Genomic DNA, 22,649 nt, shown 5'->3' on the forward strand with positions numbered 1-22,649 from the left:
CATGCGGATCACCTATCAAGCCACCAAAGAGAGAGGCTGATGAGGCGTCTGGCCATTGCATTTTACTACGACCAATACGGCAAGGTAGATGATTACTATTTTCACCTGATTGCGTCGATTCGGCCTTTTGTTGAGAAACTACTAGTGGTTTGCAACGGTCCGGTTGACAAAGAAGCTCAGTCTCGGCTTTCCGAGACAGCTGATAGCTTCCTGATCAGGGAAAACAAAGGGTTCGATGTATGGGCCTATCGAAGCGGCCTCGAACATATTGGCTGGGACGAACTTTCACGCTTCGACGAGATTTTGCTTTTCAACCACACCTTCTATGGGCCGATTTTTCCGTTTTCGGAAATGTTTTCCGAAATGGACCGACGTCGCTGTGATTTTTGGGGAATTTCCGCTCACAGGGCGATGAAACCCAATCCGATCGACGTCAGAAGGTCGGAACTGCCCTTCCACCTCAACTCCCATTTCATCGCGGTGCGGCGATCCTTGCACCAGTCAAAGGCGTTTCGTCTCTATTGGACCCAGATGGCGCCTATCAATTCCTATATGGATTCAGTCGCGAAGCATGAGACGGTGTTCACGGAACATTTCCAGGCCTTGGGCTTCACCTGTTCGGTCCTGCTCGATCCGGAACGATATAAGACGCCATACCCAGTTTTCATGGAACCGGACAAAACGCTGGAGGACCGTAGCCCGATCCTGAAGCGGCGACTCTTTTTTCATGACACGCTAACGCTCGAGCGCGAGGCTATCAATCTGCCGCGCGCCTTGGAGATAGTAGAGAATCAATCAGACTATGATTTGTCATTGATATGGAAAAGCGTTGGCCGCCTAGGCCCACCTCGTACGCTAAATGGCAATGCGGCGTTGCTGTCCATCTTGCCGGACACTCGCATTGGTGCGCAAAGGAATTGGGACAGTTACCGGATAGCGGTTCTTGCGCATGTATATCACGTTGACATGATCGATGAGATGCTGGGCTACACCGCAAACGTGCCGAAGGGCCACGATCTGATCGTCACGACCGACAATGCCAGCAAGCAGGCGTTGATCCAACAAGCGGTAGCGAAGGCGCCGAACGCCAGAAACTCCATAGTCCTGATCGTTCCGAACGACGGCAGGGATACTTCAGCACTCCTTGTCGGGTGCCGGGACTACGCGATCGGGGACCGCTACGATCTGATCTGTCGGATCCATTCCAAACGCTCTCCCCAAGACGGCCCAAGGGGAGAGCTATTTAAGCTTCACAATTTCGACAACCTTCTTCACACACCTGGGTATGTCGAAAACTTGCTTGAGCTTTTCGTCAACAATCCAGCGCTTGGTCTGGTTATGCCACCTGTGGTTCATATCGGCTACCCGACCTTGGGAAACGCATGGGCTGGCAACAAAGCTAGTGTTGCAAAGCTGGCCAAACAGCTGCGCCTGATCGTGCATTTAGACGATAGTACGCCCGTCGCGCCTTATGGTGGAATGTACTGGTTTCGTCCTGCTGCTCTAAGGAAGCTTTTCGAACATAAATGGAGCTGGGACGATTTTGCCAATTTGGAATACCGGGACGGGAGTTTGGTCCATGCCTTGGAGCGGATCATAGCCTATGTCGCAATCGACGCAGGATATACCTTCCGACACGTGATGGCCGAGGGGCACGCTGCTCACAACTACGTTATGCTGGAGGCCAAATTGCAGGCATTGTGCGCCAATGGAGCGCCGATGGAATTTGGAAACCTGGGGGTGAGAAGAGCCTTTCATGGCCTCATCTTCTCGATCAAGAGATCAATCGTGGCCAGATCGCCAACAGCGTTCAGGATCCTCAGGCCACTCTATCGCTGCCTGCAAAGGATAATTGCGCCTAGAGGTTAGCAGCCGGCTTTCGTGCCCCTTCTTAGGAACGACCAGTCGGGGGCGTTCTTTTCGTCCTGCTAAACGAGAGGCAAGCCGCTTGCAGATGCGGACGTTTCTATCCTACCCCTCCGGCAAGCGAACATTACGCCTAGCCAATGGCAGGGCTCAATGAAGCGCATCGTGCCCGCCGCTATCGGATAGAACTGCATGGGAACAGAGGCAGCCATGCGGCGCCAACGCCTACGGTGTGGATGCCACAAACAGATCCATGCGCCCGTCTGACGCGCATTGGGAGCAAGGCTTGCCTGTCTAACCGTTGCCGCATTCGCCCTATGCTGCTATGGCTCCCGCCACTAAAAAGGCAGCGAAATGTTTTACAAGAACATCCAGGGTCTCCGCGCCATCGCGGCGCTGATGGTGGTATTCACGCACTCTTTTTTGCCTCTCACGCCGATGCGGGAGCACTGGCCACCCCTGGTCGGCGCCATCGGGCCGAGTGGCGTCGATCTGTTCTTTGTCATTTCCGGCTTCGTCGTTTTCTTGTCGGCAGATAGATTGGGAAAAAGCGCCGAAGTCACTGGAATGTTGCGCGCCTTGCGAGAATTTGTGGTGAGGCGTGCGTTTCGCATCTACCCCGTCTATTGGATAGCGTTTGCCGTCGCTTCGCTGGTGTTAGTCCTGATGCCTACGGCTGAACTATTCCCAGCAGGGATGGCGCAGCAGCCGTGGTGGAAGCTGGCGCTGCTCGCCGACCAGCCGAACAACCGGATTATGCCGGCATGGACACTTCAATTCGAAATGGTTTTCTACGTCATGTGCGCGGTCGGCATATTGTTATTCCCGCGCCGCATTGTGGCTGTTCTGGCGCTCTGGTTTGCCGTCGTTCTCTACGTTTGGACGGCCGACGTCTACAATCCGTCAGTGTTCATGGCGACGATCGTGCTGGAGTTCGCCTTCGGTATCTTTGTCGCCCTGCTGATCGAAAGGAAGTTCACGGAATACGCGGTGTCGTCTTTGGCCATAGGCTTTGGAGGACTGCTCATCGGCGCGGCCTACTACCATCTTCACGACCCCGCTGGCGCGTGGGCATTGTCACCGATGTGGCGAGTGATGTGCTTTGGCTTGCCGAGCAGCTTCATTGTCTACGGCTTCGTCGCCGTCGAGTTGAGACAAATGTGGACGTTCTCAAAGGCATGGATTCACCTAGGCGACGCGTCCTATTCGCTCTACCTGTGGCATCAACTGCTATTCGCGATAATGGCAGCCATTTATGGGCAATTAGGCCTCGTGGGAAAAATAAACGAGTACGTGTTGTGGCTTTCCCTTTTCGCGGTGATTATCCCATTCAGCTTCTTCAGCTTCTATCAAATCGAGCGCCGCATCAACAAATCGGGATGGGTTGCCCGGTTGGCCGGCGTCGGGGGAAAGAAGAGTGATTCGCCGAATCGGAGTACAACCGTCTTGGCGCGGTCAGCTGGTCGGTGAACGACGGCGTTTTGTGCCCTCAGGCCGCTTCATCGCGGCCTGCGAACGATAATCGCGATTGCGCGCGGCCCAAAACTAGTAGATCGCAAGACGTCTTTAGGTCAGCGACTCCACCCGGCCAGCTCGAAGTGTCATTTTCTTCGTGCAGACGCGCTGGATGAGCGAATCGTCGTGGCTGGCCAGCACGATGATGCCGGCCTTTTCGGCCAGTTCGTCCATCCGTCGCTTGGCTTTTTCCTGGAATGAAGCATCGCCGGCGCCAATCCATTCATCCATCAGCAGGATTTCAGGCTCAAGCGTGGTCGCCGCCGCAAATGCCAAGCGCGCCGCCATACCCTGGCTGTAAGCCTTGAACGGCAAGTCGATGAAGTCGCCGAGTTCGCTGAAATCAATTATTTCTTCCATCTTCTCGTCGATCTCGTCCGCCGTCCAACCGCTGATCAACCCCCTCAGCACGATGTTTCTGCGTCCGGTGGCCTCGGGACGAAACCCGATGTGGATGTTGAACAGGGCGTCGACCTTGCCCGCGATCGATATCGTGCCAGCCGATGGCTGGTAGATTCCGTACAGAACCTTGAGCAGGGTGGTCTTGCCGGCGCCATTCGGGCCGACAAGCCCCAACCGGTCGCCGGCCTTGAGCTCGAAGCTGACATCGTCGAGCGCCTGCACGACCTGTTTGGTGCCCGACTTCGCTATGTTGCCGCCGAGAGCGCTCCGACGCCGGCCAGGCGCCGAAAGCGTCAACTTTTCGAACAGGCGATAAACGAGGCTGACATTGTTCAGTGTGATGGAGGTCATGGAACTCAGATCAGGAAAACGATGCGCTTGCGATAAAGGCCCAGCAGCAGCAGCGCAAGCGCCCAGACGCCGAGGCAGACGTAACCTGTCACGGCCAAGGCATGTCCCGGAAATATGCCCGCCGTTATCGGCTCACGCACGCCCTCCAGGAAATAGGTGAACGGGTTCCAATGATAGGCGTATTTTTGAACGCCTTCTTGCCCGTTATAGACCCAGAAGACCGGCGTGAAGAACATGCCCACCCGCATCAGATTCCCGACGATGAACTCACTGTCGGGAAAGAAGGCGCCCAAGAATGCAAAGACCATGACAAACGCAGGCGTTGCCAAGACGAGGAGCAACAGACCCAGCGCCGACAATAGCCAGTTCATGTTGATTCCGTAGCCGCTCAGCAGCAGAATAAGAACGCAACCCGCCAACGAATAACCGGCCCTGATGATGCATTGCATCGTCAATCGCATCACATATACGAACAACGGCAGCGTGGTGCCTTGAATGAAGCTCGCTTCGCGCTGAAAGAGTGACACGCTCATGGTGATGGTCTCGGTAAGATAGAACCACACCAGCATGCCGATGGCTACGTACGCGATGTAACTTGGGTCGCTTGCGTCTTTGGTCACGAAAACAAAGGCAAATGTGCCGACGAAAGCGAAATAGTTGACCAGCATCCAAAGCGGGCCGAGCGTCGTGCGCCTGTGCTGGTCGCCGATGTCTTCATGGGCAAGCGCGATCCAGACCCGGTGTAATCTCATGGCCTTTGAGATGTCGTCAAAAGCGCCGTTTAGTGCCGCTATCATAGCTGGGAGTATCGCAATCCGTTGTTCTGGCGCATTATCCTTCGCTGCCATAGCGAACCACCAAGCTCGTCTCTAATAGCCATTTCGACAGGTACATGGCAACGCATTGCGTCGTAGCGAGGTCGGCAGCAGAGTCAACTGCGGCAAAATTGGAAACACGCTAACGTTGCGGCAGTGTGTAATCGCAAGCGCCGGCTCGGCAACAAGCATCCGGCGCCAGGGCGTCAAGCTTACTATTATGCGTGCGCTCTACCAAAAAACATCTAGCTATGCCCTCAACCTCGCAGTATGCGATACAGGACGGCGGGGGCCGGGGACGGCACTTTGAGAAAGCGGCCGCGAAGTATCTTCGTGTTCGTGCTTTTCTGGTGTTCATATCCGTGAGCCTGGAGTCTTCTGCCGTCCAATGAATTCTTATCTCGAATCAGTATTAGGGCTCAGGCCACAGATGCGGCGCGCCTTCATCATGGTCCAGGATGTGGTCATGGTCCTGGTCGCCGTGGCACTCAGCCTCGTGCTTTCGCGGTCGAATCTTTCGTTCGAAGCGCTCTCCAAGGAGGGTCTGGCGACATGGGCGGGCATCGTCGTCATCAGCCATTTGCTGTTCCGCTACAGTGGCCTCTACACCACCGTCTGGCGCTTCGCCTCGACGCCGGACTTTTTCAACATCCTGAAGAGCTGCGCGATTTTGACGTTCACTCTTTACATGGCGTCGCTGCTGCTGCGTTTTTACCGGCCGGTCGCGGGGCTCAACGAGCGGCAGTTCATCGTCTTCTTCCTCGTCTCCTTCACCATCATCTCGGCACCCCGGCTGTTCTACCGCTTCCTGCGTGACGGCGCGAGCTGGGGGATTCTGAGCCGCAAGACCGACATCAGGCAGGCCAAGCGTGCTCTGTTCGTCGGCCGGCTCGGCGAGGCCGACCTGATCATTCGTTTCACACGCACGGCGCAACCGGCGGACTATTCCATCGCAGGCATCATGGCGACCGAGCGCGGCGCACCGTTGGGCACGCGGATTCAAGGTGTTCCCGTGGTGGCGACCATGCCGCGCCTGATCGATGTCCTGGAAGACTATGCGACCGGCACCAAAAGCCTGGACTTGTTGATTTTCGGCAGCGGCGCCGAGCACGAAATCGAGGACTATTCGGAACTCGTGCGCATTGCCCGGCACGGCGACATAAATGTGGTGCAGTTCTCAGGCCTTTCGGAGTTGGAACAGCACGGAAAGCTGGTTCTCGACACCGTTGAGATGGAAACGATCCTGCGCCGTCCGGCGGTCGCGTCCGACATCCAGCGCATCGGCGCCTTTGTCAGCGGCAAACGCGTTCTGGTGACCGGCGGCGCCGGTTCTATCGGCCAGACGCTGGTCAAGCGGTCGCTGGAACTGGGAGCCGAGGCGGTGCTGGTCGCCGACAACTCCGAGTTCGGCATTTTCCAGTTGAGCCAGTATGTTGACGAGAAGGACCATGACCGGCTCAAGGTCCGCATCGTCGATGTTGCGGACCGGCGCCAGATAACGCGTGTCGTCACGGAATTCCGGCCGGACATCATCTTTCATGCCGCGGCGCTCAAGCACGTTCCGCTACTCGAGGAAAACTGGGATTCAGCCGTTCAAACCAACATTTTCGGAACGCTCGTCTGCGCCGAAGTTGCCGCCAAGTGCGGGGTTGCGCAATTTGTCCTGATATCGAGCGACAAGGCGGTGGATCCCTCATCAGTGCTCGGCATGACGAAGCGGGCCGCCGAACAGATCATCAGCGCCTTGCATGGCACGCCGGCAGGCGAGACAAGCGGGCGTGACCCGGCCACCAAGTTCATTGCAGTGCGGTTCGGCAATGTCTTCGGCAGCAATGGTTCGGTGGCGACCATATTCCAGGCGCAAATCGAGGCTGGGGGGCCCGTCACCATCACCGACCGGCGCATGACGCGCTATTTCATGACCGTGGCCGAAGCCGTCGATCTCGTCATCATGTCGGCGGCCGATGCCGCGTCGCGGCAGAGCGGACACGATTATGCCGTCTATATGCTCGACATGGGCAAGCCGGTGCCGATCCTTGAAGTGGCCGAAACGATGATCCGCTTGTCCGGAAAGAGCCCATACAAGGACATCGCGATCCGGTTCACCGGCATCAGGCCGGGCGAAAAACTTCACGAAACGCTGCATGGCGAAGACGAGGAACTCGTCGAACTCGGCATCTCGAAGGTTTTCGGCCTCAGCACGGACGTCGTGGAATGGTCGGATGTCCAGGTCGCGCTCACGGCCCTGCAGCAGTCGGCGAAAAACCAGGACAAGGCTGCCGCGCTCGCCGCATTGGCAGGTCTCGACCGCGCCAAGAAGGCCCGGGAAAGCCCTCATCAGGGCGCGATCCCGAAAACGGCGGGGCAGGCGAGCTAGGTTCAGAATTCAGAAAGCGGTCTTGGTCGTGAGCAAAGCAGATCTGCGCGTCGCGGTCCTGATGGGCACGAAGGATGGCGCGGCCTTCATCGATGAACAGCTGCAGTCCCTGCTCGCGCAGTCGCACCCTCTGGTCGACCTGTGGATTTCCGACGATGGCTCCGTCGACGGCACGACCGCCATCATCGAGACATGGAAATCCCGCTGGCGGCCCAAAGGTCGGATGACGCTGGTAGAGGGGCCGCGGCAAGGCTTCGCCGCCAATTTCCGCTCCATGATCGTCGATCGACGCATCGAGGCGGACTGCTATGCCTTCTGCGACCAGGACGATATCTGGGAGACCGACAGGCTGGAGAGCGCTATCAGCTGGATGCGGACCCAGGATGCGAAAACCCCGCTGATGTTTTGTTCGCGAACCGCAACCATGACGGAAACAGGAAGTCTCGTCGGCCATTCGCCGCTGTTTGCCCGGCCGCCAACCTTTCGCAACGCGCTTGTGCAAAGCATCGCCGGCGGCAACACAATCCTGCTCAACGCTGCGGCACGCGACCTGCTGGCCAGGGCCTCCACGCGGACCGGGTTCGTCAGCCATGACTGGTGGGCCTATCTCATCGTGACCGCCGCCGGCGGCATCGTCCGCTACGATCCGCGGCCGCTGGTGCGCTACCGGCAGCACGCGGCGAACCTGGTCGGCGCCAACGTGTCCTGGAAAGCAAGGTTCTCCCGGCTTGGCCGCCTGTTCAAGGGGGAATTCGCCGGCTGGACAGACCTTAACCTCGACGGTCTCGCCCTCAATCGCGACCTCCTGACCGAGGACGCGACGGCGTGCCTCGACCTGTTCACCAACGGGCGCAACGGAGGTCTTTTCCGGCGTTTGGCGGGCTTGCGCCAAAGCGGCGTCTATAGGCAGACAGTTTCCGGAAACCTAGGGCTCTATCTCGCTTTCGTCCTGGGGCGCATCTGAACATTGGCACGAGTGCGTGGCACGCTTGGTCAAAAGATTGGCTCATGCTACTTCGACCGGATTGACGGCATTTGCCTGCGGCGTTGCCTCGGGACTTCGGCAGGGAGCACTATCGGCCGTTCATGAAGGCAGCCAAGCAAATCTTCGATATTGCCGGTGCGGCTCTGCTGCTGGTGGCCACATCTCCTGTCTTGGCGCTCACCGTCCTTGCCGTTCGGGCATCGTCGCCGGGCCCGGCTATTTTTTCACAGGTACGGGTCGGCCGTGACGGTCGGCTTTTTCGCTGCCACAAGTTGCGCACGATGTATGTCGGGACGCCGTCACTGCCCTCGCATGAGGCGCCGGTGGATTCCGTGACATCGGTCGGGAAGGTCTTACGGAAGTTCAAGCTCGACGAGCTGCCACAATTCTGGAACGTCCTGAAGGGCGAAATGAGCCTGGTCGGGCCGCGCCCCTGCCTGCCGACCCAAACGGAGTTGATCGAGTGTCGCAGGCGGCTGGGGGTTTTGGCGGCGCTGCCGGGCATAACCGGCCTGGCCCAGATCAGGGGCATCGACATGTCGAACCCGGAGCTTTTGGCTGAAACGGATGCTGCCTATCTCGGGACGGCGTCGTTCTGGCTCGACCTTCGGATCCTGGCTGGGACGCTCTATCGAAGCTGAGCGGAGCATGATCCCAAAACTGGAAGCCGGTTTTTGGGAAAGGTCATGGTCAAACAGGAAGTCGAGATTTATTGAGCCGCGCTAGCTCGGCCAGCCGCTCCAGCGTGCCGGTTTCAGGCACCCATCCTTGCGATATCAGCAGGGCAGGATCGCATATCTGTGTCGCGGTCATGCTGTCCCAAAATGCCTGCTTGCCCAGCATGGCAGCGGCCGGCCGCATCAGGCCTGCCGGCACGGTCATCAGGCGCATCGGCCGTCCGAAACCCCTGCGAAAGGCGGCGATGATGGCGGTGACTGCGACCGGCGGTACATCGGCGCCGACATAGATCGGGCAAAGTGACCCCGAATGGCTCAGCAGGTGCGACACCGCTCGCACTGCGGCCCCGGCAGACATCAGCGAGCGGATTCCCGTCAAGGCGCCGGTCGGCAGCGGCAGTGCCGTATCGGCCAGGCGCATCAGCGTCGCCAGATTTCCCCTCATGCCGCTTCCATAAACCGGAGGCAGGCGCAACACGGCGGCGTCCGAGCGGCCGTGTAACGCGTAAGCGTCCAAAACCTTGATCTCGCCTTCGCGCTTCGAGCGTCCATAGGCGCATTGTGGGGCAGGAAGCGTGTCCTCGTCGATCGTTGCGCTGATATGCGCGCCGATCACCGCTCGGATCGAGGAGAGATGGATGAAGCGTCCGCTTATCTGGGCGGCCGCCGCATGCGCCAGCCGCGCGCTCAATTCCACATTGACTGCCCTGTAATCGGCTTCGGTTGCATTTCCCTGATCATTGTTGAGGCCGGCGCAATGGACGACGTCAGTCATATCCCGGGTCAGTTCCAGGAAGGCGGCGGCCGGCGCGTCGAAACCGGGCATCGGCACAGTCTCGTTTTCCGAACCCAGCCTCTCGGGATGGCGGGAGGCGAGGCGAAGCTCGGCACCGGCTTCGCGAAGGTGGCGCACGACAAGACGCCCGATGAAACCTGTCGCTCCCGTGACCAGAACCTTCATGGTCTTGCCCGAAACAGCTCTTTGCTGACTACTCGCTCTTCCATCACTGGCGCAGGTGCCTGCTCTTCCAACAATGGAACCTGGCGGCCGGAGGCGAGATATGTTCCGCTCACCAGGAAGACCATCAGCACCGAGTCCAGAATGTCATGGCCGATCAGGATGCCTGTCATTCCGGCCGTCAGATAGGTGATCACCACGACGACAATCATGGTCGCGCCGAACCGCTCGCTCGGATCGCTGCTGTTTCGCAAGACCCGGACGGCATTTCCAGCGGCAACGATAAAGATCGCCGCCAGCGTCACGGCGCCCAGAATTCCCGCTTGCACCAAGGCGGTCAGGAAGCCGTTGTGAAAATGGTTGAAGCCTGTGTCCATCGCGAACTGCTCATGAAAGCCCTGCTTGATCAGAAGCTGGGTTGCACCCACACCGTGCCCGAACAGTGGCATGTCATGGAATGCTTTGAGGCCGATCTCCCAAAGCGCAACACGTATTCCCAGCGAGGTATCGTAGTTGCCGCTGGCTCCAAGCGCACCCCAATCGGAGCGCAAAAAGTCGACCCGCCCGGATATCGCCTGGAAGCTGGAAGCGGCGATCACGACGCCGACCGCCGCCAGCAGCAGCAGCAGGCGAACGGCATTCCTGCCTCTGAGCCTGTGCCGGTTGATCAGCATGACGGCGATACCGGTGATCAGCAGTGCCAGCCAGACGATACGCGAGCCGGAATAGATGACGGCGATCGTCCCGGCCAGTGCCGCGTAGAAGAGGGGTGTCCGGGCTTGCTCAATACCGGACAAGGCGCCAGCCACACACATGACCACGGCAAGGCAGACGACGGTTGCGAACACGATCGGATTTCCAGCTCCCCCCTCGGCCCTGACGCCAATCCAATATTGCTGGATGACGGCTATGAGCAGCGCGACAAAGCAGGCGGCCATGCTGGAAAGCACGATGATGCGGGCAAGCGTGGTTTTCTGCGTGATGCTCCAGGTCGAATAGGACACGGGGAAAAACAGGAAGGTCACCAGCGGGATAAGATGCGGCGCATCCCGGGCGAACGAATTGTTGACGATGGAAGCCAGGAGATTGGAGGCGCAGTAGGCATAGATCGCGACCGTCATCCAGATCATGGGCCGGTCGGCGTTGAAGCGCCTTTTCCGTAAAGCAATCAGCAGGACTGACGAAAGGCCTCCGCCATTGAATACGAAGCTGACCACCGATCCCAGAACCGGTGGAAAAAAGAAGCAAAGGATGGAGAAGTAGTTGTTGATCCGCGAAGGCGTGAATTGCTGTCTCAGGGATGAAAGCCGGGTCAATTTTCGGGCTCGCTGTCTTCGGCAAGTTTCATGCGGCGGATCTGTTTAGCGAAGTTGAATGCGCTCGCCTCGAAATTGCCCATGCCTCATGATGCACTTGCCCGCTTCCCGAGGCTGGTATAGCGGCTGCCCCCCATTTTCGATAGTGTATAGGGCAGATTGCCACCGAAAATCGGCGGCAGGCGCGGGCCGACCAGAGGAAGTCACTTGAAAGCCGCACACTGGTCCATTCAAGCAATATTTTCCCCGCGTTTTCTGGGCCGTTGAGCTTGCGGGCAGGAATTTCCGGGTTTGCCGGCATCTGTGGAAAATTCATTCTCGAACCATGTGCGGCCGGGCCAGTCTTGCATTGTTCTTGACAATGGCGATCTGCTAGAACGCCGGCACGAGAAAGATTGTCCGGAAACAAGGCTCGAACCGGGCGCGAAGAGCTCGATGATTTGAGGCAAGGTCTTCTGTTGGAAGATACGAAAGAACGCCCACGGCCCATGACAACAGCGCTTACGCATCTTCAGCGGCTTGAAGCCGAGTCCATCCATATATTCCGTGAGGTTGCGGCCGTTTTTGCCAAGCCGGTCATGCTCTATTCGGTCGGCAAGGATTCATCCGTGTTGATGCATCTGGCGATGAAGGCGTTTTATCCCGCCAAGCCGCCGTTCCCCTTTCTTCACGTCGACACGACGTGGAAGTTCCGCGAGATGATCGCCTTTCGCGATCAGATGGCGCAGAAACTCGGCTTCGATCTCCTGGTTCATGTCAACGAAGACGGCGTGCGCGACAACATCAATCCGTTCGACCATGGTTCGAACACCCACACCCATGTCATGAAGACCGTGGCGCTGCGCCAGGCGCTCGACAAATACGGTTTCGATGCGGCCTTTGGCGGCGCTCGTCGCGACGAGGAGAAATCGCGCGCCAAGGAGCGCATCTTTTCGTTCCGCAACGCCCAGCATGTGTGGGATCCGAAGAACCAGCGCCCCGAAATGTGGAAGATATTCAACACCCGCATCGCATCGGGTGAATCGATCCGCGTCTTTCCGCTGTCGAACTGGACCGAACTCGATATCTGGCAGTACATCCTGCAGGAAAGTATCCCGATCGTGCCGCTCTATTTCGCGAAGGAACGGCCGGTGGTGGAACGCGACGGCATGCTGATCCTGCGGGACGACGACCGCATGAAACTGCGCCCCGGCGAGACAGTGGAGAACAGGCTGGTGCGGTTCCGCACGCTGGGTTGCTATCCGCTGACCGGCGCCATCGAATCGGATGCCGACACGCTGGAAGCCATCGTCGGCGAAATGCTGACGGCACGCACGTCCGAACGGCAGGGCCGCCTGATCGACCGCGATGAAGCCGGCTCGATGGAAAAGAAGAAGCGCGAGGGGTACTTTTGACCATGCGCCACATCATGGCAAAGAGCCTCGCTCCCACCGACGGCGTTCGCGACTATCTGGCTGCGCAGGAGAAGAAATCGCTGCTGCGCTTCCTGACCTGCGGCTCGGTCGATGACGGCAAGTCGACGCTGATCGGGCGCCTGCTGTCCGACACCAAGCAGATTTTCGAGGATCAACTCGCCGCGCTCGAACGCGATTCGCGCAAGCATGGCACGACGGGCGACGACATCGATTTCGCGCTGCTGGTCGACGGTCTGGAGGCCGAGCGCGAGCAAGGCATCACCATCGACGTCGCTTACCGCTTCTTCGCCACACCGAAACGCAAATTCATCGTTGCCGACACACCTGGCCACGAGCAATACACCCGCAACATGGCCACCGGCGCTTCGACCGCCGACCTGGCAATCGTGCTGATCGATGCCCGGCAGGGGGTGCTTCGCCAGACAAGGCGGCATTCGATCATCGCCTCGCTGCTCGGCATCCGCCACGTCGTGCTGGCCGTCAACAAGATCGATCTTGTCGATTTCGATCAGGCGGTTTTCGACCGGATCGTCGAAGACTACGGGCAATTCTCGCGCGATCTCGGCTTCCAGACCATTGTGCCGATCCCAATGTCGGCCCGTTATGGCGACAATGTCAGCCGCCGGTCGGAAAGCATGGAATGGTATTCCGGCCCGACGCTGATCGAGCATCTCGAAACCGTGTCGGTCGACGAAGCGATGGTCGAACTGCCGTTCCGTTTCCCGGTCCAGTATGTCAATCGTCCCAATCTCGACTTTCGCGGCTTTGCCGGCACGGTCGCCTCCGGCTCGGTTGCGCCCGGCGACGAGGTCGTTGTCGCCAAGTCCGGCAAATCCTCGCGCGTCAAGCGGATCGTCTCGTATGGCGGCGATCTCGCCCAGGCGGCCGCCGGCCAGGCCGTCACGCTCGTCCTCGATGACGAAGTCGAAATCTCGCGCGGCAACATGCTGGTTTCGCCTGCCGCACGGCCGCAAGTCGCCGACCAGTTCGCCGCCAACATCGTCTGGTTCGACGAGCATGCGTTGCTACCAGGCCGCTCTTACATCCTGCGCACCGAGACCGACCAGACCAGCGCCACCGTCACCGACCTAAAATATCGGATCAACGTCAATGACTTTGCCCATGAAGCGGCCAAGTCGCTCGAAATGAACGAAGTCGGCATCTGCAACATCTCGACGCGGACGCCGATCGCCTTCGATCCCTTCGCCGAAAACCGCACCACCGGCGCCTTCATCCTGATCGACCGCATCTCCAACGCCACGGTCGGCGCCGGCATGATCCTGCACTCGTTGCGCCGTGCCGAAAACATTCATTGGCAGTCGCTCGATGTCGGCAAGCGCGTGCGCGCCGACATGAAGAACCAGCGGCCCGCCGTGTTCTGGTTCACTGGGCTGTCGGGATCCGGCAAGTCGACCATCGCCAACCTGTTCGAAAAGAAGCTGTTCGCTACCGGCCGCCATACCTATATCCTGGACGGCGACAACGTCCGTCACGGTCTCAACCGCGATCTTGGTTTCACCGACGCTGATCGCGTCGAAAACATCCGCCGCGTCGCCGAAGTGGCGCGTTTGATGGCCGATGCCGGGTTGATCGTCATCGTGTCGTTCATTTCGCCGTTCAGCGCCGAACGGCGCATGGCGCGCGAATTGATGGCCGATGGCGAGTTCATCGAGGTGTTTGTCGATACGCCGTTCGAGGAATGCGCCAGGCGTGATCCCAAGGGCCTCTATGCGCGCGCACTGAATGGCGAGATCAAGAATTTCACCGGCGTCGATTCCCCTTATGAAGCGCCGGAAACCCCGGAGATCCATCTGCGGACACTCGGCAAGTCGGCCGAAGAGATGGTCGACGCCCTGGAACACTGGCTGAACGAGCGCGACATTGCCGAAGACCAATACGATAGCGGCGGCGGCATCTGACGACAGGCTGATGCTCGAAATCTTCGAGCGCCTGGCCTTGTCGGCCGGGCGCGAGGTGATGCGCGTATTCCACGCCGGCTGTGCGGTTGACCGCAAGTCCGACGCCTCGCCGGTGACCGAGGCGGACCGCGAGAGCGAAAAGATCGTTCTCGCCGGACTGCGTGCCGCATTTCCCGATATCCCCTGCGTGGCCGAGGAAGAAGCTTCCGCCGGGATCGTGCCGCCCGACCTGGACGGGGCTTTTTTTCTGATCGATCCGCTCGATGGGACCAAGGAGTTCGTTAACCGCCGCACCGATTTCACCGTCAACATAGCGCTGGTTCGCGATGGCGTGCCGGAAGTCGGCGTCGTCTTTGCGCCCTGTACGGGGCGCTTCTTTTCCGGCCAGCCGGGCAGGGCGGAATCACTCGAAATCGATGGCGATTACCAGGTCGTCGGCCGCCGGTCGATCGCGGCGAGAACGGCCGCGACGCCGCTGGCCGTCGTCGCCAGTCGGTCTCACAACACACCGGAAACCGAGGCCTATATTCGCGACCTGGGTGCCGCCGAAATCGTTTCGGTCGGTTCGTCCTTGAAATTCTGCCTTCTCGCCAGTGCCGAGGCCGATGTCTATCCGCGCTTCGGCCGCACCATGGAATGGGACACAGCGGCGGGCGACGCCATCCTGCGCGCCGCCGGCGGCATGACGCGCACGCTCGATGGCCAGCCTCTGGTTTATGGCAAGCGCAGGCAAAGCGACGACGAGGATTTTGCCAATCCGCATTTCATTGCCAGCGGCAGGGCTGCGGGCCCCGGCTGAGAAAGGCTCGGCAGCTTACTCCGCTGCGGCCTGCGCTGAATTCGAGCCGATATAGTTGCGGATCGTCTCGATGATTTGGTCCTGGTCGGCTTCGCTGAGATAGGGGTGCATCGGCAGGCAGAGGATACGCTTCGGCAGGTCTTCCGAAACGGCCAGGCCGGTCGGCGTGCGCGGGTAGTCGCGATAGGCGACCTGGGCATGCAGCGGCTTCACATAGTAGATGACCGACGGAATGCCCTTATCGCCGAGATGCGCCTTCAGCCCGTCGCGCTTGGGTGTCTCGATGGCGTACTGCGCCCAGGCCGAACGGCTGCCGTCCAGATTGCGGGCCGCGGTGACGATGTCGCCAAGCCCGTCGGCATAGCGCTTTGCCACCACCTGGCGCGCAACCATCTCGTCTTCGAGGATGGCCAGCTTCTCGATCAGGATCGCCGCCTGTATCGTGTCGAGCCGCGAATTGATGCCGACGCGGACATTGTCATATTGCGTTTCGCCCTTGCCGTGGAAGGCGAAGGATCTGAGCTGCTCGGCCAGCGCATCATCATTGGTGAACATCGCGCCGCCATCGCCGTAGCAGCCAAGCGGCTTGGCCGGATAGAAGCTGGTCGATCCGACATGGCCGAAAGCACCGCACATCTTGCCGTCGAGCGAACCGCCCATCGACTGGGCGGCATCCTCGATCACCATCAGCCCTTCGCGGTTGGCGATCGCCATGATCGCCTCGTAGTCGGCGGCAAGGCCGAACAGATCGACGGGAATGATTGCCTTCGGCTTCAGCCGGCCTTGCTTCTTGATCATGGCGATGGCCGCTTCGAGGCTGGCAATGTCGATGTTGTAGCTATGCGGGTCGACATCGACGAACACCGGCTCGGCCTTGGCCAGCGCCACCACTTCGGCGGTGGCGGCGAAAGTGAAGCTCGGCACGAACACCGCGTCACCCGGGCCGATGCCGGCCGCAAACAGCGGCAACAGCAGCGCGTCGGTGCCGTTGGCGCAGGCCACGACATGCTTGGTGCCGATATAGGCGGCAAGCTTGTTCTCGAATTCGGTGACTTGCGGGCCAAGAATATAACGGCCTTCGTCGACGACACGGTCGATCGCGGCCTTCAGCCGGTCGCGGATTCGTTCGCGCTGCGCGCCAAGATCGATGAACTGCATGTCGGCCTCAAAACGGGTTAGCCAGATAATCGGCCGCTGGTACCAGAGTTGCGCTTGCCGAGAAAGCCGGGCAGGCGGAGCCCTAAATTGCCCAAGTGTCGCAGTCCGTTACCAGTATTTCCCGGCGAATGTCAGTCAGATGCCGGAAATCCGGGCTTCGTCGGGCGCCATCCCGCCCTCATAGCCTTGGAAAGAGCCCCTGCGAAACATAAAGTGATCGATTGGGCTCAGCTTATGTTGAGCGTTGCTCAGGCGATTTCATGTCGCCAGGGTGGATTGGCGCCGGCCCGCGACACGGTCACTGCCGCCGCCTTCGCGCCGAGCGCCAGCGCCTTGTGGATGGCGTCTTTCGACAAGCCGGAAATCGCCGCTTTGGTCAGCAGGCCCTGCTCATGCAAGGAGGCGAGGATGCCGGCGTTGAAGGTATCGCCGGCACCGACCGTGTCGACCACCTCGACCTTTTCCGGCATGACGGTGACGGCATGTTCCCTGGTATAGCCGACGGCGCCTTCGCTGCCATGGGTGACGACGATCAGCTTCGGGCCTCGATCCAGCCAGTTGCGGATGACATCCTCGTGCGAGCCGGCTTCGCCGAACCAGTTCAGGTCTTCGTCCGACAATTTCACGATGTCGGCCATCGCCATCATCGCGCGAATGCGCCTGAGGTGCTTGGCCTTGTCCGGTATGAAGTTCGGCCGGATGTTGGGATCGAGCATCATGACTCGACTTTCATGCTCGCGCCGCATGAATTCCTCATAGGCACTGCCGGCGGGCTCCGAAATCAGGCTGATGGCACCGAACAGCATGGCTTCGATCTCGCTGCCAAGCTGCGGCAGGTCGTCGACGGTCAGCATGCGGCCGGCGGTGTTCTCGTCATAGAAAGTGTAGGTCGCCTGGCCGTTGGTGAGCTTGACGAAGGCCAGCGTCGTTGGCCGTGGTGAGGTGTGCGCATAGGTGGAGCTGACCTTGCTTGCCCCCAGCGCATCCCGGAATTGGCCGCCGAACAGATCCGACGACAGGCCCGAAAAGAAGCCTGCCGGCGCGCCGAGCCGGCCAAGCGCGATCGCCGTGTTGAACACGGCGCCGCCGACATAAGGCGCAAAGGCCGGCTCGCCTGCTGTCGTCGTGCGCGGCAGCATGTCGATCAGGGCTTCGCCGCAGCAGAGGATCATGGCTTCCTGGTCTCCGGCGGATGGATCACGCCCTTGCGGATGATGATGTTGGCGTAGAGCCGCGGCTCGCTGGTCGCGACGATGGCATGCGCCGATTTGACCCGTGCATAGAAGTCGGCGCCGGCCAGCGCAACCACCTTGCGGCCAGGCGCGCGTTTGGCGCAGATCGCCTCGATCTCATGATGGACGGGATCGGCAAGCGAAGGATCGCCCTTGACCGAGGCGCGAAACAGCGCCTCCGGCACGGCGTCGTCCACCGGCAAGACGCTTAGTATCGCGTCGAGTACCGGGATAAGAGGGTGGCCATCGGCGCGTACCAGCCGGGTTGCCTGCTGTTCCGCCGGATAATTTCCGTCGACAAGGGCGATTTCGTCGCCATGGCCCATGCCGCGCAGGATCGCCAGAAGCTCCGGACCGAGCAGCGCCGGAATTCCGATCAGCATCAGGCGCTCCTGGAAATTGTCGTCGAGCCGATCAGGAAGCGTTCGGAAAGGGGCAGACTGGCGCCGCCGAGCGCCCGGGCGTGAATGCCGACGGTTCCCTCACGAATGGCGGGCAGCTTCAAGCCTTCGCTGTCGATCGTGGCGATGGCCGCAATGATGGCGTCGACCAGCCGGCGGCGCACCGCCTTCGGCATCCAACCGTCGATCACCGCCGCTTCGAAATCGATGATCGAGGATGCGGCGACGATGGCGTAAGCGAGCGCCGTTGAGGCGCTGGCGATCCAGTCGTCGAGTTCGGATCCGATCTCGCCCCAGTCTTCCGGCGAGGTCCACAGATGCGAGGCCTCGATGCCGCGCGCATTGAGCGCCTTTTCGAGCATGGCGATGGAAGCGACATCGATCAGTTGGGTCGGCTTGCCGTCCGGCCCGGGCACCGGCATGGAGCCGAGCGCTCCGGCATTGCCGGTCGGGCCGCCAAAAAGCCGGCCATTCAGCACGATGCCGCCACCGGCAAAGGCGCCGATATAGAAATAGACGAAGTCACGCGCGGCGCCAGCCTGGCCGAAGACGAGCTCGGCGCCGCAGGCCGACGTGGCATCGTTCTGCAAATAGACCGGAAAATCGCATTGCGCCTGGATGTCGGCCCTGATGTCGCGGTGACGCCATTCGTCCATGACATCGCGCGGGGCGCCGGCGGTATCGGCCCAGTTCCACAATTCGAACGGCATGGCGATGCCGAGCCCGGCGATGCGCTTGTCTTGCGCGGGCGTCAGCTCGCCGCGCATCTGCCGCATGCCGTTGGTGACGAAGTCCACCGTCTCGCGCGGCGCCGGGTAGCGATAGGAATGCTGCAGCATCGAACGGACATGGCCAAGGAAATCTATCAATACCAGTTCAGCGCTGCGGCGGCCGATCTTCAGGCCAATGAAGAAAGCGCCTTCGGGGTTGAGCGCCATCGGGATGGAAGGCTGGCCGATCTTGCCGCGCAACGGCGCCTGGCGCAGCAGGAGGCTTTCTTCCTCCAACTCGCGCATGATGACCGAAACCGTCTGCGCCGAAAGGCCGGTCATGCGGGCGATGTCGGATTTTGCCAGGCTGCCGTGCTGGCGCACCAGCGACAGCACCAACCGCTCGTTGTGGTCGCGCATGCCGCTCTGGTTGGTGCCGCGGTGAATGAGACTGTCATTCACCTCGGGCGAACCGTGCCTCGCAATGGCCGTTTCCACCCTGTTCCTCCCGTCGTTTCCCCTCAATGCTTTTGGGCCAGAATGGGTGAACGAAGCAAGGCTGTCAATAATAAATAAGAGTGATTTAATTATTGACAGGGGCTTCGTGCTGGTGTCTGTTGAGACGGCGTCCACGCTGGGAGAATTTCGTTGGACGCGCTGCAGGTGCCGGTTGGCCGGCATCCGGATAGTTCCACTGGGAGGAAATCGTGACCAATACAAAACTGTTGAAATCGACCGTGTTTGCCGCCGCGGCTCTGGGGCTGATGGCGTCTGCGTCGTCCGCATCCGCGGCTGGTGTCGGTGCCTGCCTGATCACCAAGACTGACACCAATCCCTTCTTCGTCAAGATGAAGGAGGGCGCCACCGCGAAGGCCAAGGAACTCGGCGTCGACCTCAAGACCTATGCCGGCAAGATCGACGGCGACAGCGAGAGCCAGGTCGCGGCCATCGAGAGTTGCATCGCCGACGGCGCCAAGGGTATCCTGATCACTGCATCCGACACCAAGGGCATCGTGCCTACCGTGAAGAAGGCGCGCGATGCGGGCCTGCTGGTGATCGCGCTCGACACGCCGCTCGATCCGATCGACGCCGCCGACGCGACCTTTGCAACGGACAATCTCGAAGCCGGCAAGCTGATCGGTGCCTGGGCAGCCGCCACGCTCGGCGACAAGGCCAAGGACGCCAAGATCGGCTTCCTCGACCTGACGCCTTCGCAGCCGACCGTCGACGTGCTTCGCGACCAGGGCTTCATGATGGGCTACGGCATCGACGTGAAGGATCCCAACAAGATCGGCGATGAGGACGATGCGCGCATCGTCGGCCACGACGTCACCAACGGCAACGAAGAGGGCGGCCGCAAGGCGATGGAGAACCTCCTGCAGAAGGACAACACCATCAACGTCATCCACACCATCAACGAGCCCGCCGCTGTCGGCGCCTACCAGGCGCTCAAGGCTGTCGGCCTCGAAAGCCAGGTGCTGATCGTCTCCGTGGACGGCGGCTGCCCCGGAGTGAAGTCGGTGGCCGAAGGCGTCATTGGTGCCACTTCGCAGCAATACCCGCTGCAGATGGCAGCGCTCGGCATCGAGGCGATCGCCGCTTTTGCCAAAGACGGAACCAAGCCGAAGCCGACCGAAGGCAAGAATTTCTTCGACACCGGCGTCAACCTGGTGACCGACAAGCCGGCTACCGGCGTGAAGTCCATCGACACCAAGGAAGGCCTCGCCAAGTGCTGGGGCTGATCCCGGTCTGACAGGCATCCAGGGAACCTGAGCGGCCGGGGCTTGATCCCCGGCCGCTTCGGGTGGACGATGGCTCGCGTGACCGCGAACAATCCCGGCAGCAGACCGGAAAGGCGTGGACTGGCGTCGGCGTTTGGCTGAAGCCTACGGGGAGTAAACATGGCTCAAGCTCAGGAATTCGAGAAGGTTCTCTCAAGCAGCGACACCAGCGTTGCTGCTTTTGACGAGCACAAATCGGCCGTCAAGCGCATCCAGCATTTCTTGCATTCGACGCCGGCCGCGGTGCCGCTGATCGTCCTGGTTCTGGCGATCATCGTCTTCGGCATCACCATCGGAGGGCGGTTCTTTTCGTCCTATACGCTGACGCTTATCCTGCAGCAGATCGCCATCATCGGCATTCTGGGTGCCGCACAGACGCTGGTCATCCTGACCGCCGGCATCGACCTGTCGATCGGCGTGATCATGGTAATTTCAGCGGTGATCATGGGCAATTGCGCTGTCAGCTACGGTATGCCGAGCGCGCTCGCCGTGGCGATCGGGCTTGCCGCCGGCGCGGCCTGCGGGCTGCTCAACGGGGTGCTTGTCGCCTACATGAAGCTGCCGCCCTTCATCGTGACGCTTGGCACCTGGAACATCGTCATGGCCACTAACTTCATCTATTCGGCCAACGAGACGATCCGCGACACCGATGTCGACACCCAGGCGCCGCTGCTGCATCTCTTTGCCATCAGCTTCAAGGTCGGCACGGCGGTGCTGACGCTCGGCGTCATTGCCACGGTCGTGCTCGTGATGATCCTCTGGTACGTGCTCAATCACACGGCATGGGGCCGCCATGTCTACGCCGTTGGCGATGATCAGGAGGCGGCGAAGCTGTCGGGCATCCAGACCAAGAAGGTGCTGATGACGGTCTACACCCTTGCCGGGCTGATCGCCGCTTTCGCTGCCTGGGTCTCCATCGGCCGCAACGGCTCGATCTCGCCGTCGGCCGCCGTCACCGACTACAATCTCCAGGCGATCACCGCGACGGTGATCGGCGGTATTTCCCTGTTCGGCGGACGTGGCTCGATCCTGGGTACGCTGTTCGGCGCGATGATCGTCGGCGTCGTCTCCATGGGCCTCAACATGCTGGGCGCCGATCCGCAATGGAAGGTGCTGCTCACCGGTGTGCTGATCATCGGCGCCGTGGCAGTCGACCAATGGATCAGAAAGGTTTCGGCATGACCACGACCCAGGAACCCATTCTCACCGCGCGTGGCCTGGTCAAGCGCTACGGCCGCGTCACCGCCCTCGACAACGCCGACTTCGACCTTTACCCCGGCGAAATCCTTGCGGTCATCGGTGACAATGGCGCCGGCAAATCGTCGCTCATCAAGGCGATTTCCGGCGCTGCCGTGCCCGATGAAGGCGAGATCCGGCTTGAAGGAAAACCCGTCTCCTTCAAATCGCCGATGGAGGCCCGCGAAGCCGGCATCGAGACCGTCTACCAGAACCTGGCGCTGTCGCCCGCGCTGTCGATCGCCGACAACATGTTCCTTGGCCGCGAAATCCGTAAACCGGGTTTTCTGGGCGATTGGCTTCGCATGCTCGATCGCCCGGCGATGGAAAAGCGCGCCCGCGACAAACTTACCGAACTTGGCCTGATGACCATCCAGAACATCAGCCAGGCTGTGGAGACGCTCTCGGGCGGCCAAAGACAGGGCGTTGCCGTGGCACGTGCGGCCGCCTTCGGCAGTCGGGTGGTGATCATGGACGAACCGACGGCCGCGCTTGGCGTCAAGGAAAGCCGCCGCGTGCTCGAATTGATCCTCGACGTCAAGAAGCGCGGCCTCCCGATCGTGCTGATCTCGCACAACATGCCGCATGTCTTCGAAGTGGCCGATCGCATTCACATCCATCGGCTGGGCCGTCGCCTCGCCGTCATCGACCCCAAGCAATATACGATGTCCGATGCCGTCGCCTTCATGACAGGAGCCAAGGCCCCGCCGGAGGCGGCGCTGGCGGCTTGATACAT

General features: G+C 60.4%; 19 protein-coding genes. 11 read left to right on the forward strand and 8 right to left on the reverse strand.

The genetic code is table 11. The annotated features are described in order from the left end of the window. The first annotated feature begins 39 nt into the window (after nt 1-39). Together NKJ00_RS03450 and NKJ00_RS03455 are read left to right on the forward strand one after the other, a co-directional pair. Nucleotides 40-1,869, forward strand: a complete 1,830-nt coding sequence (locus NKJ00_RS03450) for a rhamnan synthesis F family protein (protein WP_352628710.1) — start codon at nt 40-42, stop codon at nt 1,867-1,869. Between the two features lie 351 nt (nt 1,870-2,220). Beyond that, a complete protein-coding gene (locus NKJ00_RS03455) occupies nt 2,221-3,336 on the forward strand; it encodes an acyltransferase family protein (protein ID WP_352628712.1) in 1,116 nt (371 codons plus the stop codon). A 96-nt stretch (nt 3,337-3,432) separates the two neighbouring features. Here the strand turns inward: NKJ00_RS03455 and NKJ00_RS03460 are convergent, their stop codons facing one another. Further along, on the reverse strand, nt 3,433-4,134 hold the full coding sequence (locus NKJ00_RS03460) for an ABC transporter ATP-binding protein (RefSeq protein WP_352628714.1): 702 nt from the start codon (nt 4,132-4,134) through the stop codon (nt 3,433-3,435). Between the two features lie 5 nt (nt 4,135-4,139). Continuing rightward, a complete protein-coding gene (locus NKJ00_RS03465; RefSeq protein ID WP_352628716.1) occupies nt 4,140-4,982 on the reverse strand; it encodes an ABC transporter permease in 843 nt (280 codons plus the stop codon). Between the two features lie 355 nt (nt 4,983-5,337). On the opposite strand from NKJ00_RS03465, the gene NKJ00_RS03470 reads away from it, so the two are divergent. The 3 genes from NKJ00_RS03470 (at nt 5,338) to NKJ00_RS03480 (ending at nt 8,952) form a co-directional block, all read left to right on the forward strand. Then, nucleotides 5,338-7,326, forward strand: a complete 1,989-nt coding sequence (locus NKJ00_RS03470) for an SDR family NAD(P)-dependent oxidoreductase (RefSeq protein ID WP_352628718.1) — start codon at nt 5,338-5,340, stop codon at nt 7,324-7,326. Nucleotides 7,327-7,354: 28 nt separating this feature from the next. After that, on the forward strand, nt 7,355-8,290 hold the full coding sequence (locus tag NKJ00_RS03475; protein WP_352628720.1) for a glycosyltransferase family 2 protein: 936 nt from the start codon (nt 7,355-7,357) through the stop codon (nt 8,288-8,290). Nucleotides 8,291-8,412: 122 nt separating this feature from the next. After that, entirely contained in the window at nt 8,413-8,952 is a 540-nt protein-coding gene (locus tag NKJ00_RS03480) for a sugar transferase (protein ID WP_352441340.1), read from the forward strand. A 49-nt stretch (nt 8,953-9,001) separates the two neighbouring features. Here the strand turns inward: NKJ00_RS03480 and NKJ00_RS03485 are convergent, their stop codons facing one another. After that, entirely contained in the window at nt 9,002-9,949 is a 948-nt protein-coding gene (locus tag NKJ00_RS03485) for an NAD-dependent epimerase/dehydratase family protein (protein WP_352628722.1), read from the reverse strand. Then, complete coding sequence (locus NKJ00_RS03490) at nt 9,946-11,262, reverse strand: O-antigen ligase family protein (RefSeq protein WP_352628724.1); 1,317 nt, start codon at nt 11,260-11,262, stop codon at nt 9,946-9,948. The genes NKJ00_RS03485 and NKJ00_RS03490 overlap by 4 nt, the downstream gene beginning before the upstream one ends. Before the next feature lie 488 nt (nt 11,263-11,750). Between NKJ00_RS03490 and cysD the strand changes: the two genes are divergently transcribed. From cysD to cysQ, 3 genes are read left to right on the forward strand one after another with little or no spacing between them, the layout of a single operon-like run. After that, nucleotides 11,751-12,656 carry a sulfate adenylyltransferase subunit CysD gene (cysD, locus tag NKJ00_RS03495; RefSeq protein WP_352628726.1) on the forward strand — a complete coding sequence of 302 codons (906 nt, stop codon included), beginning with the start codon at nt 11,751-11,753 and terminating at the stop codon, nt 12,654-12,656. Nucleotides 12,657-12,658: 2 nt separating this feature from the next. Then, on the forward strand, nt 12,659-14,596 hold the full coding sequence (cysN, locus tag NKJ00_RS03500; RefSeq protein WP_352609896.1) for a sulfate adenylyltransferase subunit CysN: 1,938 nt from the start codon (nt 12,659-12,661) through the stop codon (nt 14,594-14,596). A 10-nt stretch (nt 14,597-14,606) separates the two neighbouring features. Continuing rightward, complete coding sequence (cysQ, locus tag NKJ00_RS03505) at nt 14,607-15,395, forward strand: 3'(2'),5'-bisphosphate nucleotidase CysQ (protein WP_352609932.1); 789 nt, start codon at nt 14,607-14,609, stop codon at nt 15,393-15,395. 15 nt (nt 15,396-15,410) lie between these two features. Here cysQ and NKJ00_RS03510 read toward each other — a convergent pair whose 3' ends face one another. The 4 genes from NKJ00_RS03510 to NKJ00_RS03525 form a co-directional block, all read right to left on the reverse strand. After that, nucleotides 15,411-16,553, reverse strand: coding sequence for a DegT/DnrJ/EryC1/StrS family aminotransferase (locus NKJ00_RS03510; protein WP_023808516.1), 1,143 nt, complete (start codon nt 16,551-16,553; stop codon nt 15,411-15,413). A 248-nt stretch (nt 16,554-16,801) separates the two neighbouring features. Beyond that, a complete protein-coding gene (locus NKJ00_RS03515; RefSeq protein WP_023808514.1) occupies nt 16,802-17,725 on the reverse strand; it encodes a carbohydrate kinase family protein in 924 nt (307 codons plus the stop codon). Next, entirely contained in the window at nt 17,722-18,168 is a 447-nt protein-coding gene (locus tag NKJ00_RS03520; protein ID WP_023808513.1) for an RbsD/FucU family protein, read from the reverse strand. The genes NKJ00_RS03515 and NKJ00_RS03520 overlap by 4 nt, the downstream gene beginning before the upstream one ends. Beyond that, a complete protein-coding gene (locus NKJ00_RS03525; RefSeq protein ID WP_352609895.1) occupies nt 18,168-19,394 on the reverse strand; it encodes an ROK family transcriptional regulator in 1,227 nt (408 codons plus the stop codon). The genes NKJ00_RS03520 and NKJ00_RS03525 overlap by 1 nt, the downstream gene beginning before the upstream one ends. 266 nt (nt 19,395-19,660) lie before the next feature. On the opposite strand from NKJ00_RS03525, the gene NKJ00_RS03530 reads away from it, so the two are divergent. From NKJ00_RS03530 to NKJ00_RS03540, 3 genes are all read left to right on the forward strand, one after another. After that, nucleotides 19,661-20,638, forward strand: coding sequence for a sugar ABC transporter substrate-binding protein (locus tag NKJ00_RS03530; protein WP_502895823.1), 978 nt, complete (start codon nt 19,661-19,663; stop codon nt 20,636-20,638). A gap of 159 nt (nt 20,639-20,797) precedes the next feature. Then, entirely contained in the window at nt 20,798-21,859 is a 1,062-nt protein-coding gene (locus NKJ00_RS03535) for an ABC transporter permease (RefSeq protein ID WP_127269995.1), read from the forward strand. Then, on the forward strand, nt 21,835-22,644 hold the full coding sequence (locus NKJ00_RS03540) for an ATP-binding cassette domain-containing protein (protein ID WP_352441333.1): 810 nt from the start codon (nt 21,835-21,837) through the stop codon (nt 22,642-22,644). Before NKJ00_RS03535 ends, NKJ00_RS03540 begins: the two co-directional genes overlap by 25 nt. The last annotated feature ends 5 nt before the right edge of the window (nt 22,645-22,649 follow it).

The organism is Mesorhizobium sp. M0227 (assembly GCF_040321855.1).
In the GTDB taxonomy this organism is placed as follows: Bacteria; Pseudomonadota; Alphaproteobacteria; order Rhizobiales; family Rhizobiaceae; genus Mesorhizobium.